This is a genomic window from Cobetia sp. Ld8, assembly GCF_045066615.1.
In the GTDB taxonomy this organism is placed as follows: domain Bacteria; phylum Pseudomonadota; class Gammaproteobacteria; order Pseudomonadales; family Halomonadaceae; genus Cobetia; species Cobetia amphilecti.
This window is the reverse complement of the sequence record NZ_JBISHF010000007.1, coordinates 1,382,841-1,400,902: the sequence shown is the minus strand read 5'-3', so window position 1 is coordinate 1,400,902 and position 18,062 is coordinate 1,382,841. Positions and strand designations below refer to the sequence as shown.

The 18,062-nt window shown below is 55.5% G+C and carries 15 protein-coding genes; 9 read left to right on the top strand and 6 right to left on the bottom strand.

The annotated features are described in order from the left end of the window. Window positions 1-200: 200 nt before the first annotated feature. The 9 genes from ACJJV2_RS10660 to ACJJV2_RS10620 all read left to right on the top strand — a co-directional run bounded on the left by ACJJV2_RS10660 (window position 201) and on the right by ACJJV2_RS10620 (window position 11,737). Window positions 201-2,624, top strand: coding sequence for an FAD-dependent oxidoreductase (locus ACJJV2_RS10660; protein ID WP_131431763.1), 2,424 nt, complete (start codon window positions 201-203; stop codon window positions 2,622-2,624). Window positions 2,625-2,855: 231 nt separating this feature from the next. Further along, window positions 2,856-3,608 carry an electron transfer flavoprotein subunit beta/FixA family protein gene (locus ACJJV2_RS10655; protein ID WP_131431764.1) on the top strand — a complete coding sequence of 251 codons (753 nt, stop codon included), beginning with the start codon at window positions 2,856-2,858 and terminating at the stop codon, window positions 3,606-3,608. 10 nt (window positions 3,609-3,618) lie between these two features. After that, complete coding sequence (locus ACJJV2_RS10650) at window positions 3,619-4,548, top strand: electron transfer flavoprotein subunit alpha/FixB family protein (protein WP_054555820.1); 930 nt, start codon at window positions 3,619-3,621, stop codon at window positions 4,546-4,548. A 32-nt stretch (window positions 4,549-4,580) separates the two neighbouring features. Continuing rightward, complete coding sequence (gene purU / locus ACJJV2_RS10645; protein WP_054555821.1) at window positions 4,581-5,441, top strand: formyltetrahydrofolate deformylase; 861 nt, start codon at window positions 4,581-4,583, stop codon at window positions 5,439-5,441. Between the two features lie 17 nt (window positions 5,442-5,458). Continuing rightward, entirely contained in the window at window positions 5,459-6,391 is a 933-nt protein-coding gene (folD, locus tag ACJJV2_RS10640; RefSeq protein WP_131431766.1) for a bifunctional methylenetetrahydrofolate dehydrogenase/methenyltetrahydrofolate cyclohydrolase FolD, read from the top strand. Next, window positions 6,388-8,046, top strand: a complete 1,659-nt coding sequence (locus tag ACJJV2_RS10635; protein WP_405280620.1) for an electron transfer flavoprotein-ubiquinone oxidoreductase — start codon at window positions 6,388-6,390, stop codon at window positions 8,044-8,046. The genes folD and ACJJV2_RS10635 overlap by 4 nt, the downstream gene beginning before the upstream one ends. 40 nt (window positions 8,047-8,086) lie before the next feature. Continuing rightward, window positions 8,087-9,040 carry a glycine betaine ABC transporter substrate-binding protein gene (locus ACJJV2_RS10630; RefSeq protein WP_165874018.1) on the top strand — a complete coding sequence of 318 codons (954 nt, stop codon included), beginning with the start codon at window positions 8,087-8,089 and terminating at the stop codon, window positions 9,038-9,040. A gap of 131 nt (window positions 9,041-9,171) precedes the next feature. After that, window positions 9,172-10,230 carry a glycine betaine/L-proline ABC transporter ATP-binding protein gene (locus ACJJV2_RS10625; protein WP_054556098.1) on the top strand — a complete coding sequence of 353 codons (1,059 nt, stop codon included), beginning with the start codon at window positions 9,172-9,174 and terminating at the stop codon, window positions 10,228-10,230. Further along, window positions 10,220-11,737 (top strand): ABC transporter permease, encoded by a 1,518-nt coding sequence (locus tag ACJJV2_RS10620; protein WP_405280616.1) that lies wholly within the window; start codon window positions 10,220-10,222, stop codon window positions 11,735-11,737. Before ACJJV2_RS10625 ends, ACJJV2_RS10620 begins: the two co-directional genes overlap by 11 nt. 175 nt (window positions 11,738-11,912) lie before the next feature. On the opposite strand, the gene ACJJV2_RS10615 is transcribed toward ACJJV2_RS10620, so the two are convergent. From ACJJV2_RS10615 to kdpC, 6 genes are all read right to left on the bottom strand, one after another. After that, window positions 11,913-12,905: a nucleoid-associated protein gene (locus ACJJV2_RS10615; RefSeq protein WP_131431768.1), complete on the bottom strand. Its 993-nt coding sequence runs from the start codon at window positions 12,903-12,905 to the stop codon at window positions 11,913-11,915. A 378-nt stretch (window positions 12,906-13,283) separates the two neighbouring features. Further along, entirely contained in the window at window positions 13,284-13,361 is a 78-nt protein-coding gene (locus tag ACJJV2_RS10610; RefSeq protein ID WP_405280762.1) for a hypothetical protein, read from the bottom strand. 26 nt (window positions 13,362-13,387) lie between these two features. Continuing rightward, a complete protein-coding gene (locus ACJJV2_RS10605) occupies window positions 13,388-13,756 on the bottom strand; it encodes a phosphate-starvation-inducible PsiE family protein (protein ID WP_405280612.1) in 369 nt (122 codons plus the stop codon). A 307-nt stretch (window positions 13,757-14,063) separates the two neighbouring features. Next, entirely contained in the window at window positions 14,064-14,762 is a 699-nt protein-coding gene (locus ACJJV2_RS10600) for a response regulator (RefSeq protein ID WP_405280609.1), read from the bottom strand. After that, on the bottom strand, window positions 14,752-17,466 hold the full coding sequence (locus ACJJV2_RS10595) for a DUF4118 domain-containing protein (protein WP_405280606.1): 2,715 nt from the start codon (window positions 17,464-17,466) through the stop codon (window positions 14,752-14,754). The genes ACJJV2_RS10600 and ACJJV2_RS10595 overlap by 11 nt, the downstream gene beginning before the upstream one ends. After that, window positions 17,441-18,058 carry a potassium-transporting ATPase subunit KdpC gene (kdpC, locus tag ACJJV2_RS10590; RefSeq protein ID WP_405280603.1) on the bottom strand — a complete coding sequence of 206 codons (618 nt, stop codon included), beginning with the start codon at window positions 18,056-18,058 and terminating at the stop codon, window positions 17,441-17,443. The genes ACJJV2_RS10595 and kdpC overlap by 26 nt, the downstream gene beginning before the upstream one ends. Between the last annotated feature and the right edge of the window lie 4 nt (window positions 18,059-18,062).

The following is an 18,062-nucleotide window of genomic DNA, read 5'->3' as shown; positions in this document are numbered from 1 at the left end:
GGTCATTTGCTTAGAGGTAAAAAAGTGAGCAGGCGTACCTTGTCAGCCCTGGATTCTACTGCTAGAAATGAAAGCGCTTTCATTCATTGTGACGCACGGCCGAAAGACACCGCCCAAGGAACAAGTACAACGCTGAGATGAGCTCGTTCGTGCCGGTAATGTTTGATGTTTTATCAATAAGAACAAGCTGAGGAATATCAATGAAGACACATGCAAAAGTCGTAGTCATCGGCGGTGGGATTGGCGGTTGCAGCACGCTGTATCACCTGACCAAGGAAGGGTGGACCGATGTGGTGCTGGTGGAGCGCAACGAACTGACTTCAGGGACAACCTGGCATTCTGCTGCACAGGTGACCAACTTCGGCGCGGTTCAGACGATGGTGGGGCTGAAGAGCCACAGCATAAAACTTTACAAGGAGTTGTCTCAGGATCCGGATCATCCCATCAATTACCACCATGCCACCGGGGGTATCCGCCTGGCGTCGACCCAGGAACATATGGATGGCTATAAGCACTTTATCTCCCTGGCCAAGGGCATGGGGGTCGACTTTGAACTGATCGATGCTCAGGAGTGTGCCAAGCGTCATCCGCTGCTGGAGGCCGATGAAGAGCTGTTGGGTGGCCTTTGGGATCCACTCGATGGCGATATTGATCCGGCCCAGCTGACCCAGGCGCTGGCACGTGGGGCGCGTAAAGCCGGGGCGGAGATCTATCGCCACAACCCGGTGGAGAATGTCTATCAGAAACCCAATGGCGAGTGGGTCGTACAGACCAAGAATGGCGATATCACCTGCGAGATCATCGTCAACGCCTGCGGGTACCGGGTAAACGAAGTCGGCAAGATGCTGGGTGTCGAGTACCCCGTCATCTCGATGGAGCACATGTATTTCCTGACCGAGTCGCTACCCGAGCTGGAAGCCCGCGAGGAACGTGTTCCGCTGCTACGTGACCCGCGTGATGACTTCTACAGCCGTCAGGAGAAGAAAGGTCTGCTGGTCGGTATCTACGAACAACGCTGCAAGACCTGGGGCATGGACGGTATCGACCCCAACTTCGTCAATGCCCTGTGCCCGGATGATCTGGACCGCTGCTTGGACAACATGGAGCGTGTCTTCAAGCGCATGCCATGCCTGGAGCGCACCGGGATTCACAGCATCATCAATGGCCCCATCACCTATTCTGCCGATGGCAACCCGCTGGTCGGCAAGACCCCGGGGCTGACCAATGCCTATTCCATCATCGGCCTGCGTGCCGGGCTGGGCGAAGGTGGCGGCCACGGCAAGATTCTGGCCGAACTCATTGTGCATGGTGAATCCGAGTGGGACACCTGGTGTCTGGACCCGGCGCGCTTCACCGGTCATGCCAATACCGAGTTCACCGCGCTGAAGGCGATCGAGGACTATCAGAATGAATTCCGCTTCCACATGCCGCATGAGCATCGTGACGCGGGACGTCTGGCCAAGACCACGCCGTTGTATTCCGTGTTGAAAGAGAAGGGCGCCGAGTTCGGCACCGTCAATGGCTGGGAACGTGCACTGTTCTACAAGCCGACGCCGGACTTCGAGTTCAAGCACAGCTTCCGCTTTACCGAGGTGGACAAGATCGTCGCCGAAGAGGTCAAGGCGGTGCATGAAAATGTCGGCCTGATGGAAGTCAGCGGTTTCAACCGCTACGAGATCAAGGGGCCCAAGGCGGCAGAATGGCTGGATAGCCTGATGTGCGGCAATGTGCCGAAGAAGGTCGGCCGTGTGGGGCTGTGCTACTTCCTGACCGACAAGGGCAATGTCGCCGGTGAGGCGACGCTGGCCAAGTTGGCCGATGATCGCTTCTGGTACGGCTCTGCCGCCGCCGCCGAATATCACGACATGGAATGGTTGAAAGCGCACCTGCCGGATTGTGGTGTCGAGCTGGTCCCCATGACCAATTCACACACCATCCTGGTCGTGAGCGGGCCGAAGTCACGTGATCTGTTGGCCTCTCTCTCGCCTCGCACCGACTGGAGCAACCAGGCATTCCCGTGGCTGACGGCCAAGAAGGTCTATATCGGTCATGCCGAGGCCATGGCGCTGCGGGTGAGCTTCAGCGGGGAACTGGGTTGGGAGCTGCACGTCCCCAACGAGCAACTCTATCTGGCCTACAAGCTGCTGGATGAAGCAGGACAAGCCTTTGATCTGAAGCCCTTCGGCTCACTGGCTACGGAATCCATGCGTCTCGAGAAGAGCTATCGCCACTGGAAAGCCGATCTGATCACCGAATTTGATCCCTTCGAGAGTGACCTGGGCCGCTTCGTGAAGATGGACAAGCCGACCTTCCCGGGCAAGGAAGCGCTGCTGGCCAAGGAAGGCAAGCCGATGCGCCGCAAGTTCGTCACCCTGGTGGTCGATTGCCAGCATGCTGCCGCGCACCCCGGTGATTCCATCTACGCCGATGGCAAGGTGGTCGGCACCGTGACATCGGCTGGCTACGGCTACCGGGTCAACAAGAACATCGCCATGGGCTTCGTGAACCCGGAGCACGCTGAAGAGGGCGCGGATCTGCATGTCGACATCATCGGTGAGCAGCATGCGGCACGTGTAGTGGCGGTGCCATTGCTCGATCCCGACAATGCGTTACTCAAGTCATGACGTTCGCGTGAGGTCTTGAGCCATCACATTGCAGTGCCGTGATGCGTGTTGTTGAGCAATGTTGAGAGCACCTCTCTGTCGTCGTTGTTTGGCGGGCCGTCATGGCCCTGCCGAGAGGTGCTGTCTCTCAATCACTGTTTCTCAAACACTCACTGCCTCTCAAACAATCATCGTCTCGCGCACACCGTTGCTTACAACAATACAAATCGACGCTAGTCGTGGAGGGATCGCATGAAGATTCTGGTAGGTGTCAAACGTGTCATCGATCACAACGTACAAGTCAGGGTCAAGGCCGATGGCTCCGGGGTGGATCTCGACAACATCAAGATGGCCATCAACCCCTTTGATGAGGTGGCCGTCGAACAGGCCATCACACTGAAGGAAGCCGGCGTCGCCGAGGAAGTCATCGTCGTCTCCATCGGGCCGGACAAATCCCAGGAAACGCTTCGCCAGGCACTGGCAGTCGGAGCTGATAGAGCCATTCATGTGCCTTTCGACGGGAGTACCGAGTCGCTGTCAGTGGCCAAGGTCTTCAAGGCGCTGGTCGAGCGGGAAGGGGTGGACCTGGTCATGCTGGGCAAGCAGGCCATCGATGATGACTGCAACCAGACCGCCCAGATGTTGGGCGCCATGATGGACTGGCCGCAAGGCACCTTCGCTTCGACGTTGACCACGACGGACGGTGCACTGGAAGTCGTGCGTGAGGTCGACAACGGCCTGGAAACGTTGGCGTTGTCCTTACCGGCGGTGGTCAGTGTGGACCTGCGTCTGAATGAGCCGCGTTATGCCTCACTCCCGGCGATCATGAAAGCCAAGAAAAAGCCGCTGGAAACCGTGGAGGCCAGTGAGTTGGGCGTGGACCTCACGCCACGACTCGAGCTGGTGTCGATGAGCGAGATGCCGGTACGCGAATCCGGGGGAGTGTTGGTCAATTCGGCCGGCGAACTCGTGGAAAAACTCAAAAACGAAGCCACCGTCATTTAAGGAGTGCGTCATGTCGATTCTTGTCATCGTGGATCACGATAATCGTGAAATTGCCTCGGCCACTCTCAATACACTGACGGCGGCACATCAGCTAGGCAGTGACATCGACCTGCTGGTCATGGGGCATGACTGTGAGGCAGTCACCCAGGCAGCCGCTCGGTTCAGTGGAGTTCGTCAGGTAATGACGGTAGACGCAGCACAATTCGCGCTGCCGGCAGCAGAAGATATGGCACCGATCGTCAAGGGGTGTGCAGAGGGCTATACGCACCTGCTGGCCCCAGCCAACAGCTTCGGCAAGAACCTGATGCCGCGAGTGGCGGCGCTGCTCGATGTCGCGCAACTCTCCGACATCAGTGCGGTAGTGGACGCCAATACCTTCGAGCGTCCCATCTATGCCGGAAACGTGCTGGCGACCTATCGCAGCCAGGAGGCGACCAAGGTCATTACCGTACGCAGCACCAAGTTCGAGGCCTTCAGTGAAATGGAGGGCAGCGCAGAGTGTGTGGCATTGCCGGCGCCGTCACCGCAAGAGAAAGCCCGGGTCATGGGGCGCTCCGCGCCACAATCCGAGGGCCCGGAGCTCGCCACCGCCCGTGTGGTCATTTCAGGCGGGCGCGGCATGGGGAACGGTGAGAACTTCGCAATGCTCGACAGCGTGGCCAACAAGATGGGGGCTGCCGTGGGGGCCTCGCGTGCTGCAGTGGACGCCGGCTTCGTTCCCAACGACTACCAGGTTGGCCAGACCGGCAAGGTGGTCGCACCTGAGCTTTACATTGCTGTAGGCATCTCCGGCGCCATTCAGCACCTGGCAGGCATGAAGGACGCCAAGGTCATCGTGGCCGTCAACAAGGATCCGGATGCCCCGATCTTCCAGGTCGCTGACTACGGCATCGTCGGTGATCTCTTCGAGGTTATGCCGCAATTCGATTCCGCTCTCTAAGAGCCCGATCCAGGAGCGTAAAAACAACAATCATGAAAAACAAGAATTCCTATATCCTCAAAGTCTCCTGCCCAGGACGTGTCGGCATCGTAGCGGCACTGGGCAACTTTATGTCCGACCGTGGTTGCTTCATCAAGGAACTGCACCAATTCGATGACCAGGAAACCGGTCGCTTCTTTTCGACCATCGAGTTTGTCTTTGAAGGGGATCGCACCTTCACGGTCGACCAGATGAAGGCGGCCTTTGAAGTCACTGCCATGAGTTTCGACATGGAGTGGGAAATCCATGATGCCTCGGAACGCGCCAAGGTGCTGATCATGGTGTCCAAATATGATCACTGTCTGCGTGACTTGCTGTATCGCCGTGCGACCGGCGAACTCATGATCGACATCACGGCCATCGTGTCCAATCACGAAGACCTGCGGGAGATGGCTGAGCGCGAAGGCATCGAATTCATTCATCTGCCAGTGACCAAGGAGACCAAGCCGCAACAAGAATCGCGCCTGCTGGAAATCGTCCGTAGCACTGATACGGAATTGGTCGTCCTCGCACGTTACATGCAGATTCTCTCCGACACGCTAAGTAAGGAGCTGGAAGGGCGCTGCATCAATATTCATCACTCCTTCCTGCCCGGCTTCAAAGGGGCTAAGCCGTATTACCAGGCCTACGATCGTGGTGTGAAGCTGATCGGAGCTACCGCACATTATGTGACGGGAGACCTGGACGAAGGTCCCATCATCGAGCAGATGGTCGAGCGGGTCGACCATGCCCATGATCCGAAGCATCTCACCCAGGTCGGGCGTGACATGGAAGCGCAGGCGCTGGCGCGAGCTGTCAAATATCACGTCTCGCATCGTGTCTTCCAGAATGGGTTGAGAACTGTCGTGTTCTGATGCAGAGGAGTTAAGCAATGAATCAGCTGAGTGCCTCCCAGGCAATCGAAGAGACGTGCAGCATCGTGATCGATGGCAAGGCCTTCGCCAAGCGGCTGCGAGGCGAAGTGGCCGAAGAGGTCGCCTCCTTCGTGGCCGACACCGGGCATCAGCCGGGGCTTGCGGTGGTGTTGGTGGGTAGTGATCCCGCCAGTCAGGTGTACGTTCGTACCAAGATGCGTCAGGCCGAAGAGGTCGGCATCGCCTCATTCCAGCATCTACTGGGGAGTGAGACGACCGAGACGCAACTACTGTCACTGATCACACTGCTCAATGAAGACGACAGTGTGGATGGCATTCTCGTACAACTGCCGTTGCCTGAGCACATTAATGAAAGCGCTGTCATCGAGGCAATCGATCCTGCCAAGGACGTCGATGGATTCCATCCCATCAATGTAGGCCGCCTGAGTGCTGGCGAGCCGGGCATGGTGCCCTGCACGCCACTGGGGTGTCTATTGCTGTTGCAAGATCGCCTTGGCGATCTATCTGGCATGAAGGCAGTGGTGGTCGGTCGCTCCAATATTGTGGGCAAACCCATCGGTCAGTTGCTGCTCAATGCCAACTGCACGGTCACCACACTGCACTCGCGTAGTCGGGATATGGTGGCGGAGTGTCGGCGGGCAGATATTCTCGTCGTCGCGGTGGGGTTGCCGGAAATGATCGGCGCCGAGCACATCAAACCGGGGGCCACTGTCCTTGACGTGGGTATCAATCGCATCGAGAACGCTAAGGGCGAGAAGCGCTTGGTGGGGGATGTTGATTTTGACGCAGCGGCCAGCAAGGCCGGCGGCTTGACGCCGGTCCCTGGGGGGATCGGCCCGATGACCGTTGCATGCCTGATGCGCAATACCCTGGCGGCGGCGCGTCAGCGTTCACATACCTCGGTGACCGGGGGAGGAAAGACTTCATGAGTCAAGATGATCGCGAAGCCATGGAATTCGATGTCGTCATCGTCGGAGCAGGCCCATCGGGCCTATCGGCTGCCTGTCGGCTGATGCAACAGGCGCAAGCGAACGAGACAGAGTTAACAGTGTGTGTCGTCGAGAAGGGCTCGGAGGTCGGGGCCCATATCCTGTCCGGTGCCATTCTGGAAACGCGTGCTCTTGATGAGCTGTTCCCGGATTGGGAGGCGTGCGGGGCCCCTCTTGGTGTGCCTGTGGCTGAGGACCAGGTGCTTTACCTGCCCAATCAGGAGCGCACGTTGCAGTTTCCCGATTGGCTGGTGCCTAAGACACTTCATAACCAGGGCAACTACATCGTCAGCCTCGGCAACCTGTGTCGCTGGCTGGCAGAGCAGGCGGAGGCATTGGGGGTCGAGATATTCCCCGGATTCGCCGCCAGTGAGGTGCTGTATCACGACAATGGCGCCGTGAAGGGTATCGCCACCGGGGACATGGGGGTCAGTCGAGATGGCCAGCCCAACGACAGCTATATGCAGGGGATAGAGTTACACGCCCGCTATACGCTGTTTGCCGAAGGCTGCCGGGGCCACCTGGGCAAGTCGCTCTATCAGAATTTCTCGCTGGACGCCGAAGCCGACAGTCAGCATTACGGTCTGGGTATCAAAGAGCTGTGGGATATCGCACCGGAGCTCCATCAGCCGGGGTTGGTTGTGCATGGCACTGGCTGGCCGTTGAGCGATGGCACCTCAGGTGGCTTCTTCCTCTATCACGGCGACAAGCAGCAAGTGGTTGTCGGCTTGATCGTCGATCTGAATTACTCCAATCCGCATGTCAGTCCCTTCGATGAGTTCCAACGACTCAAACATCACCCGGCGCTGGCGCAATACCTGACGGGAGGCAAGCGCGTTTCCTACGGGGCGCGTGCCATCTGCAAGGGGGGCTACAACGCCTTGCCAAAGATGACCTTCCCGGGCGGGCTACTGATTGGTTGTAACGCGGGCACACTGAACTTCGCCAAGATCAAGGGCACACATACCGCGATGAAGTCGGGATTGTTGGCGGCAGAGACTGTCTTTGAAGCGCTGCAACAAGGCGATAGCGGCGGCAATGAGCTGCATGAGTATCGCGAGCGCTTCAAGGCGTCCTGGGTACACGAAGAGTTGTATGCCAGTCGCAATTTTGGGCCGGCATTGCACAAACTGGGACCAGTGCTCGGCGGGGCCTTCAATTTCCTCGATCAGAATCTATTCCGAGGCAAACTGCCATTTCGTCTGCGCGATGATACCCCAGACCACGCTCAGATGAAGCCCGCCGAAAAATGCCGTGCTATCGAGTACCCCAAACCCGATGGCGTCCTCAGTTTCGACAAGCTCTCCTCGGTGTACCTCTCCAATACCCAGCATGCAGAAGACCAGCCGTGTCATTTGACACTGCAGGATGCGTCGATTCCGATCAGCGTCAACCTGCCCAGATATGAGGAACCGGCGCAGCGTTATTGCCCTGCTGGTGTATACGAAGTCGTGCAGGAAACGGCAGGCAAGCGCTTCCAGATCAACGCGCAGAACTGCCTTCACTGCAAGACATGTGACATCAAGGACCCGGCGCAGAACATTCGCTGGGTCGTGCCGGAAGGTGGCGGCGGGCCCAACTATCCCAACATGTAAGTCACTCATACCAAGACAACAACAATACAAGGAAGCAGTGATGATACCGATGAAACATATCACGTCGACATTGATACTCTCCCTGTCCAGTGGCCTGGCAAACGCTGCAGATGTCACCGTGGGCGTCCCCAACTGGCCAACCGCTGCGGCGACCAGCCACATTCTGAAAGTCGTGATGGAGGATTATCTCGGTCTGGATGTCGGGCTGCAGAATGGCACCAACGCCGTCATCTTCGAGGCGATGGACAAGGGCACTATCGACGTTCATCCCGAGGTGTGGCTCCCCAATCAGCAGAGTCTGCATGACAAGTACGTCAAGGAGCGCGGCACCGTGCTTCAGGACATGAATGGAGTGGAGGCAACACAGGGTATCTGTGTGACCCGAGAGGTATCAGAGCAATATGGCATCTCGTCCATCTATGATCTGACCAATCCCGAGACGGCGAAGCTATTTGATCGTGACGGGGATGGTTACGGCGAGCTCTGGGCGGGGCCTCCTGCTGCAGCCTCCAGCATGGTCGAAAGAATCAAGGCCAAGAGCTATGGCTATGATCAAACCATGAAGCTCTACGAGCTGGACGAAACCTTGTTCGTCGCCGAGCTATCTGCCTCAGACAAGGCTGACAAGCCGATCGTCTTCTTCTGTTATAGCCCGCACCAGATGTTCCAGATGTATGACCTGGTCCATCTTGAGGAACCTCCGCATAACCCGGATACCTGGCATATCATCCAGCCGACTGATGACCCTGATTGGCTGGAGAAGTCCAATGCCGACAGCGCCTGGCCGGAGGCCGCGCTTTATATCCATTACGCCAAGAAACTCGAGTCCGAGCAACCTGCTGCCGCGAACCTTCTGAGTCATGTAAATCTGGATCTCGAACAGATCAATGACATGAGTTATGCCCTGACCGTCGACAAGAAAGACCCTGAGGCCTACGCCCATGAATGGGTGGCTGACCACGCGGATCTTGTGGAGTCATGGCTTGCGCAGTGACGCCATGCATGACAATCGACTGACAAGTGAGACGACTCCTGCCTTTCCATGAGGGGAGGGCATCAGTCACGGATTCGCCCACTGGCTTGGCTAGAGTCACGGCGCTGCCGACAGGACAAGGGGTACGCATCATGCAGGAAACGGTCATTCGCCTGGAGGGTGTCTGGAAAATCTTTGGTCAAAACCCTTCGGATGTCTTGAAGGCCATTGAAGAAGAGGATCTGGACAAAGCCAGTGTCAGAGACAGATACGACTGTGTCGTCGGGATCTCTGATGTCTCCTTCAGCGTCGAGCGCGGTGAGATATTTTGCATCATGGGGTTATCGGGCAGTGGCAAGTCGACCTTGATTCGCCACTTCAATCGGCTCATTGAACCTACCTCAGGCACCATCGAGGTGCTTGGCAAAGACATGGCGACACTGTCGCGCGATGAATTACGTGATATACGCGCCAAGAATATTGGCATGGTCTTTCAGCACATGGCATTGCTTCCCCATCGCAGTGTGCTGGATAACGTCGCCTTTCCGCTCGAGGTCCAGGGAATTCCCAAGTCCAAGCGTTGGGATATCTCCCAACATGCCCTGTCCCTCGTCAATCTCGATGGCTATGAGGATTATTATCCGTCTCAACTTTCTGGAGGGATGCAGCAGCGTGTTGGCTTGGCGAGGGCGTTGGCCAGTGACCCAGAAGTGTTGTTGATGGATGAGCCATTCAGTGCACTGGATCCCTTGATTCGCCGTGAGCTTCAGGACCAATTCGTATCACTGACCAAGACGCTCAAGAAGACCACCATCTTCATCACTCACGACCTGGATGAGGCGATCCGTATCGGCGATCGGATCGCCATCATGAAGGATGGTCAGCTGGTGCAGGTGGGAACGCCTGAGCAGATCGTTATGCATCCTGAAGACGATTACGTACGTGAATTCGTCAAGGATATCTCGAACCTCAAACTCATCTCGGCCAGCGCGATCATGCAGGAGATTGATGTCGAGATGCTCAGTGATGCAGATGCGATGCGCCAAGCGCCACGTGTCACACAAGAGACGTCTCTGGAAGCATTGATCGAGGTATCCACCTCCAGCGACTTGCCCGTACTCGTCACTCAGAGCGATGGCGAGGAGGTCGGCATGATTACCAAGGACAGGCTGCTGTTGGGTATCCGGGGAGGGCAACAGGATGAAAGATAACGTGAAGCCATCGACGGTATCAGGAACCGATCATTCGGTTCAGAATTTTGCCGACAGAAACGGCAAGTACTACGAGACACAATTCCACAAGGTGCAGTCACATACCGGCATGGCGTGGACCTTCAATGTCACCGCTGCCGTCTTTGGCCCACTGTGGGCTGCATCACGACATCTCTGGGGCATGTTCTGGTTGAGTGCGATCGCCAGCCTGTTGGCGATGGTGCAGATCGGCAAGGGCCTCTGGGGGGAGCTTGGGGCAGAACAGATCTCCCGCGCCACTGGCTTGATGGCCAAGTCAGAGGAAATGGCCGAGAAGGCCAGGGTGGCCCTTGAGGCGGGGGCGGCCAACGCGGACTCCCTGCAACGTGCCTCGGATAACCTGCAGCAAGCCGCGGAAAGGATGATGACGGCGGCCAATGCCTCAGCCTCCGGTGGCAATGAGTTGATGCTGTGGGGTGGGGTAGCCCTGGTGGTGATCATGGTCGTACAGGGTCTGGTCGCGATTCCTGTCTATGAGAAGAAGTACTGCCGCTGGCGGGTAAACAAGCGGGAACGTAGTGGTTTCAGCTGGCTGAGTCTCTTCTATGGGGTGCTTGCCCTGGTGCTGATATACCCGGTCACGCTCTATCGCTACACGGTTGAGAAGCCGGTCAGCTGGTTGCTGGCATTCCCCAGCAATCAGGCCATCTATTCTTCTACGGCCAGCTGGACCGACGGTGTCTTTGATTACATCGCCCTTCACGGCGGGAGTGTCTTTGACGGCATCGCCAACGGCATCAGCCTGCTGCTCGACACGCTTGAAGTCATTCTGGTCGATACGCCCTGGCCGGTGATCATGATCCTGACGCTGGTCATGGCCTGGCGTCTGGCGGGGCCCAGAGTCGCCATCTTCACCGCAGCGGCCCTGGGCTACCTGGCATTCCTGGGCTTCTGGGAAAAGAGCATGTCGACGATAGCGCTGCTCGGGGCCGCCGCCACGATCTGCGTGCTCATCGGTGTCCCGCTTGGCATCTGGTGTGCCAAGAATCGGTACGCGCATGCCGTCACAGAGCCCGTGCTGGACTTCATGCAGACCATGCCTGCCTTCGTCTATCTGATACCCATCATCGCGTTCTTCGGGACCGGCAAGCCACCGGGGATCATGGCGACCATCATCTTCGGGCTGCCACCGGTCGTCAGACTGACGGCATTGGGGATTCGTCAGGTGCCACCCACCATCGTGGAGGCGGCATTGGCCTTCGGCTGCACGCGACGCAAGCTGCTGCTCGATGTCGAGATTCCCTTGGCGATGCCCAACATCATGACAGGGGTCAATCAGACGATTCTGATGTGCCTGTCGATGGTGGTCATCGCCTCCCTGATCGGTGCCGAGGGCTTGGGGTCTGATGTGCTGATGGCGCTGCAGTACGCCGCCAAGGGGCAAGGATTGTTGGCCGGTATCGCCATACTGCTGTGCGCCATGGTGATTGACCGTATCGTGCAGGGGCGCTTCAAGAGCGTGGCGTGACCCGCCACTGCCATTTGGCAAGCGAGAAGGACAGAGAGCGCAGAAGGACGAAGAGCGCAGAAAGACAGAGGTAGACGACAAGGGCCCGCTGCATCAGCAGCGGGCCCTTGTCGTTATGATGCACTGCTGGCGGGTCAGAGCACCTCTGTTCGCGTCAGCTGCCAGTTGGCATGGCTCAGCGCTGCTTGAGCTGATCACGCAGGCCCGTCGGGACCTGTTTGATGATCAGACGGTCACTCGCTTCATCGTATTCCACCGAGTCGCCCAGCAGGTGCGAGTCAAAGCTGATCGAGACGCCCGCGGCGCGCCCGGTGAAACGCTTGAACTGGTTGAGCGTCTTCTTGTCCGGCGGGATTTCCGGTGACAGCCCATAGTCACTGTTGCGAATGTGGTCGTAGAAGGCTTGCGGGTGCTCTTCATCGATCAGCTCTGACAGCTGATCCAGCGTGATCGGCTCGCCGAGCTTGGCCTGATCGGTGGCGTAATCGACCAGGGTGTCGGTCTTCTGCCGGCTGGCTTCCTCGGCCATGTCTTCCTTCTCGACATAGTCGCTGAACGCCTTGAGCAGGGTGCGGGTTTCCTGGCCGGCATCCCGCTGCTCCTGTGCGCCCAGCGTCTCGGCGAAAGCTTCGGCGAGCTTGGTGCGTCCGCGATCGCGCGCCCAGGACAGATAGGGGTGAGACGTCGAACTGCCTTGCCACTGACTGATATCCAGTCGTGCGGCCAGCGACATCTGGGTCATGTTGAGCTGTCGGGCGGGCGTTACCGCGAGGGACTCGTCGATCGCGAAGCCATCACGATGGTGCAGCAACGCCATGAACAGATGACGCGTCTCACCCTGTTGGTGATCCACCACCAGCAGATGGCCGCCTGTCGGGAGGTTGTCATCGATCAACGGCATGAGTCGACTGGCAAGCGTCTGGGTCAGGCTCGAGAAATCGGTATCACCTGCGAGGAAAGACGCCAGCTCGGCGGGGAAGGCAGCAGGCGCGTCTTCATTGAAACGGCCCCAGTTCTTGGCCTTGCCGTGGTAGGCATCATTGAGCCCGGACACCAGATCCTCCAGTGCATCGGATGCCGGCAGGGCGGTGGCGGCAGGCACCAGCTGGGCCGGCGTCTCGCTATTGCCCTTGTCGATACGGTGAATGATGCTGTGCAGGATCGGCATGGAAACCTCCCTCGGCTGCGATGAACGGGCTGGGGATGATACCTGCCACATCCTGAAGCGTCACTTCTGATATATCCTGCTTGGTAGACCACCAGAAATGAGCTTGCCTCTGTCACTAATGAGCCCTGAAGGAGTTGACGGAGTTTTCGAAGCGACTGATGACGAAAAAAGAAGGCTTAGCCCGGAATTCCGTTTGGAGTCGCCCAATTCGTGGTCTGCCAGGGTTACACGCTGAAGGCGGCGTGTGAGGCCATGGTGGAGCAAATCCACCATGGAGTATTGGGTTCGCAGACTTCGATCTGAGCGGGCAGGCAAGGCGCCGCTGATTAAGGCGAGGCGCTGATGTCGGAGCAGCATTATTTTTTTGTGTGCCACCAGTCAATAAGCGATTCCTAAAGAGATGATGACAGCAGAAGTTGCATAAATATACTGAGCAGAAATGGTGTTGAAGTCCATGATGATTACTTTTCTCGCAATAGCCATCAAGGCTGCGCGATTACCAGTTGCAAAGGAAAAACATCTGTCCCCAAATAAAATCGAATATTGACAAATATTTCAATAGCAATTAACACTACCATGAAAGCGGCAATAAGACAAAATATATCACTGACCTCCAGCAAGAGGAAAGGAGCAGAAACTAATTGTTGGTATGGCACATAAAGGATGTTAATGTCACCCCAGATGATTACCAACACCATAAGAAAAGCTAGAATTTTAACTCCAATTCGAATAATCTTGTGTAAGACTCTGATTAACGAATCTTCGTGCGCTTGAGGAAGTTCTTCGTGAACAAGATGGCGAGATTTAAAGTCTTGTTCAGAGTGAGGTCTTTTATTAGAGTCTGTTTTCATTGATAAGCTCCAAGGTTGCTTATTGTTTTCTTATAGACTGTATGCCTACAGTAGTAAAGGCTTAGCTTTTAGTTATGCTAAACGAGATTTTTAACTATGGGCCATGGTATAGCGTATCGGATTAATGGCTTTCCAAGGTTTTTATGAAAGCAATTCAAGTAGGAGTTTAAAATCTAGATATGAGCGGGTTACTGTCATGAGTATAGTGACTGTAATCTATTGTATAGTGTAAAGTAAATAGCGTAGGATAAATGGTTTGATAAAGTTTGATGATTTTAGCATGTGATGCTCTACTCTTATAAGGTGTTTATAAATCTGATAGTCGATATCCTACTCCCGGTTCTGTTTGAATAAATTGGGGGTTGTCAGAAGAGTCGCCGAGTTTATGTCGAAGTTTGCTGATTACGATTCTGAGATAATGAGTGTCTGCTACATGTATCGGGCCCCAGATTTGCTTGAGAAGTTGTGTCTGAGTAATAACACGACCCGGATGCTCAGTGAGCATGGTGAGCACAGCGTATTCCTTGGGAGTGAGTTTGATCGGGCAGTCGGAGAGTGTCACTCTTCGTGTTTCGAGGTCTATGATCAGTTCACCCGCTTGCAGACGTTGCGAAATATCTACTTGGCTAACAATACGACGCTGTCGCAGTACTGCCCTAACTCTAGCGAGAAGTTCCTGAATGCCAAAGGGTTTGGTGATGTAGTCATTGGCACCGGCATCGAGGCATGCGACCTTTTCATTCTCTGAGGCACGGACCGAGACGACTACGACTGGAATATCGCTTTGATCGCGGATAGTGCGAAGCACTTCCTGGCCATCAATATCGGGCAAGCCTAGATCAAGCAAGACAAGATCTGGTTTGTCACTCATAGCCATGAGTAGTCCTAAGCCACCTGTTTCAGCTTCGGATACGACATAGCCTTGTGAGGTTAAACTGATACGCAAAAATCGCCGAATCTGCATTTCATCGTCGACAACCAGTATGCGGGGATGATCAGCGCCCATGCTCGCCCTCGGTCTTCTGTTTAATACCTTCTGAATCAATCAATGGTAGGCGTATCACAATACGAGTTCCTGTGTCTCCTGAATTGGCTTCGGCGTCGATAGAGCCACCATGCGCACCGATCATACCTCGGCAAATAGCCAATCCTAAGCCGCTTCCATGTTTACCACGATCGCCTTCACCACCGGTAAAGAACATGTCAAAAACCTGTTCGCGCAGGTACTCGGGAATACCAGGTCCTTCGTCGGTGATACGGATAATCATATCATCGTGCTGGCGGGCGGCATTAATGTGGATTCGCCCATCGTAAGGTGAAAATCGGACTGCATTCTCGATAACGTTGACTAGTGCCTGTTCGATCAGCGCGGGATGAACATAGAGTAGGGGCAAGTTATCGGCCCAGTCTCGCTCGACTCTGATATCACTTAGTGCTGACCCCAAGCGGTTCAAGGCGGCATTGATCAGATCGCTGAGGCTGACCCAATCTCGTTCGATTTTCAAAGAGCCATGGCCTAAACGCGTCATGTCCAACAGGTTCTGAATATAGCGGTTCAGACGCTCGCTTTCACTCAGTACTCCGTCGAGCAGTTCGCGCTTGTCATCTTGGGAGAGCTGGTCGTCGAGATCTCTCAGAGAGCTGGCTGACCCTATGATAGATGCTAGAGGAGTACGTAGATCGTGAGATACAGAGGAGAGCAAGGCTGAGCGTAGCCGTTCATTCTCCTCCGCCAATTTCGCTGTACCAAGGTCATTGACCAGTCGTGTTCGTCCGAGAGCCATGCTCAGCTGGTTGATCAGAGTATCGGTCAAAATTTCCTGACTATGGTCGAGCGGGGCCTCCCTGTCTCCTAGAGCCAACCCGACGACCCCTAGAGTAGTATCTCCCTCGACCAATGGGATAAATCGCCACCGCTGGATCGCTAGTGTGTGAGATCCGTGGCCACTCCGCCTCCGTTGATGATAAGACCACGCAGCCGCTTGCTTGGCGGTATTATCCAGCGTTATCAAGCCGGGATATGACTCAGTCACTTGCGGAGCTTCATCTTCTGGACTTAGTTCTAGGTAGACTGTGGGGACTTGTAACCAATCGGCTAGAGTGCTCATGCCAATAGTACGGACACTGGCGTGATCTGCTGCTACTGCTAAAGCACGTGAGAACTGCAAAAGTCGCTGAGTTTGGTCACGGCTTTCCCGCAAGGCAACTAATTGACGACGAGCTCGTCCTGCCAATTGGCCACCAATCAGGGCTACGACAAGAAAGAAGAATACTGTAATAAATTGATCCCGATGGCTCATCGCTAGGGTGTAACGAGGCTCGGTGAAAAAGAAGTTATAAACCAGAAAGCTGAGTAGAGCGCTAAGCATGGCAGACCGTGTGCCACTATAGACAGCTGTTACTAGCACCCCTGTCAAGAAGATTAGCGATAGATTCGCAAGTGTCATCATATGATCGATAAGTAATGACAAGCCCAGCGTGATAGGCAATATACATATTGGAAGGAGCCATTCACGAATAGACAATCGTGCTAGTGATCGCTTCATACGATGCAAGGGCTTATATCGCTCAGTTTCGGCGATGACGATCAGGTCGAACTCATGAGCTTTCCGCAAAAGTTGTTTGCTGAAGGAGCGCTGCCAGTTACACCAAAAAGAGTTCTCAGAACGACTGACCATGAGAGTGGTAACATTTAGACGACGAGCATAATCAAGTAGCTCGCCAACACGGCTTTCTCCGGACAATACAGTAATTTCGCCACCGAGGCGCTCGATCAACTGGCTACTTTTCTCAAGTTCCGAGCGTTCTGAAGAATCGGCATTGCCTATGTCCACATACACAGCTTGCCAAGTAGCGTTACCTCGTTCAGCCATACGGTGGGTTGCACGAATCAGAGTGGCATCATCGGTGCTGCCTCTCAAGGCAACGAGAATTTTTGGACGTACCGGCCATGGGCCAGGTACGCCATGTATGCCCATGGAATCGCGTACATCGTTCTCGATGCGTTCTGCCATGGTCTGCATCGCTAGCTCGCGCAGTGCGGTTAGATTCGCTATGTTGAAGAACCCGTCTAACGCCGCGCGTGCTTGCTCGGGAATATAGACTTTGCCCTGCTTTAGTCGTTGGATAAGCTCTTCGGGTGTCAAATCGATGAGTGTAATATCGCGGGCGCGGGTAATGAGAGAATCAGGAATCGTTTCGCGCATTCGAATGTTAGTGATACGAGCAACAGCGTCATTCAAGCTTTCGATATGCTGGACATTCAGAGTTGTCCAGACATCAATGCCTATATCGAGAAGCTCCTCGATATCTTGATAGCGACGTGGATGACGGCCGCCGGGTATATTGCGATGGGCTAATTCATCGACCAATACGATTGCTGGTGCGTGTTCGAGAGTGGCATCTAAATCGAACTCCTGAAACTGATGTTCCCGATGTTCTCGCGTAACGAGCGAAATGCGGTCGAGGCCATGGCAGAGTTGCTCAGTCTCCGTCCGCCCATGAGACTCAATAACTCCTATCACGATATTCTCGCCTTCGGCGGCTCGCTCATGGGCCGCTCGGAGCATGGCGCTCGTCTTCCCGACACCAGGGGCGGCGCCGAGGAAAATTCGTAGATGACCGCGCCCCTCTTGGCGCGCGATCTTTAGAAAAGCTTCTGGGGTAGGGCGTGAAATCGTGGTGTCACTCGTCGTATTCTTGTAGCTCATCTGAGGTACCCTCGAGTGCACCTGTATCCAGGGCAAGATTCAAAGTCAGGACATTAACGGAAGGTCTGCCAAGAAAGCCTTCGTACTGAGTTGCCGCCTGAATCGCCTGTTTTATCGACGATGCTTGTAGACCCCGCTCCCGGCTGATCCTAGGGACTTGAGCCATGGCGGCAGCAGGAGAGATGTGCGGGTCGATACCTGAACCCGATGCGGCCAGCAAGTCGATAGGGATTTCTCCAGGCTTAAGCCCATCGCGCAAATGCAGTTGGTGTACCTCCTCTAGAGCACGTGCTCGTAAGGCGGGGTTACTCGGTGCAAGGTTGGAGCCTGAGACTTCGTTAGGGGCATTCTCGGCTGCTGAAGGACGCCCATGAAAGTACTCGGCCCCCCTGAATGACTGGCCCACCAGCGTTGAGCCCACCACCTTACCCTGAGGACCATATAGCATACTGCCAGTCGCTTGGTGGGGAAAGAAGGTGCCACTTAACGTTGTAACCACAAAGGGGTAAAACAATCCCAGTAAGCTGGCCAGTACAATCACTAGCCGCAGCGACGCTAGCATTGAAATACGTGTCATAGGTATAGCGTTCATGATC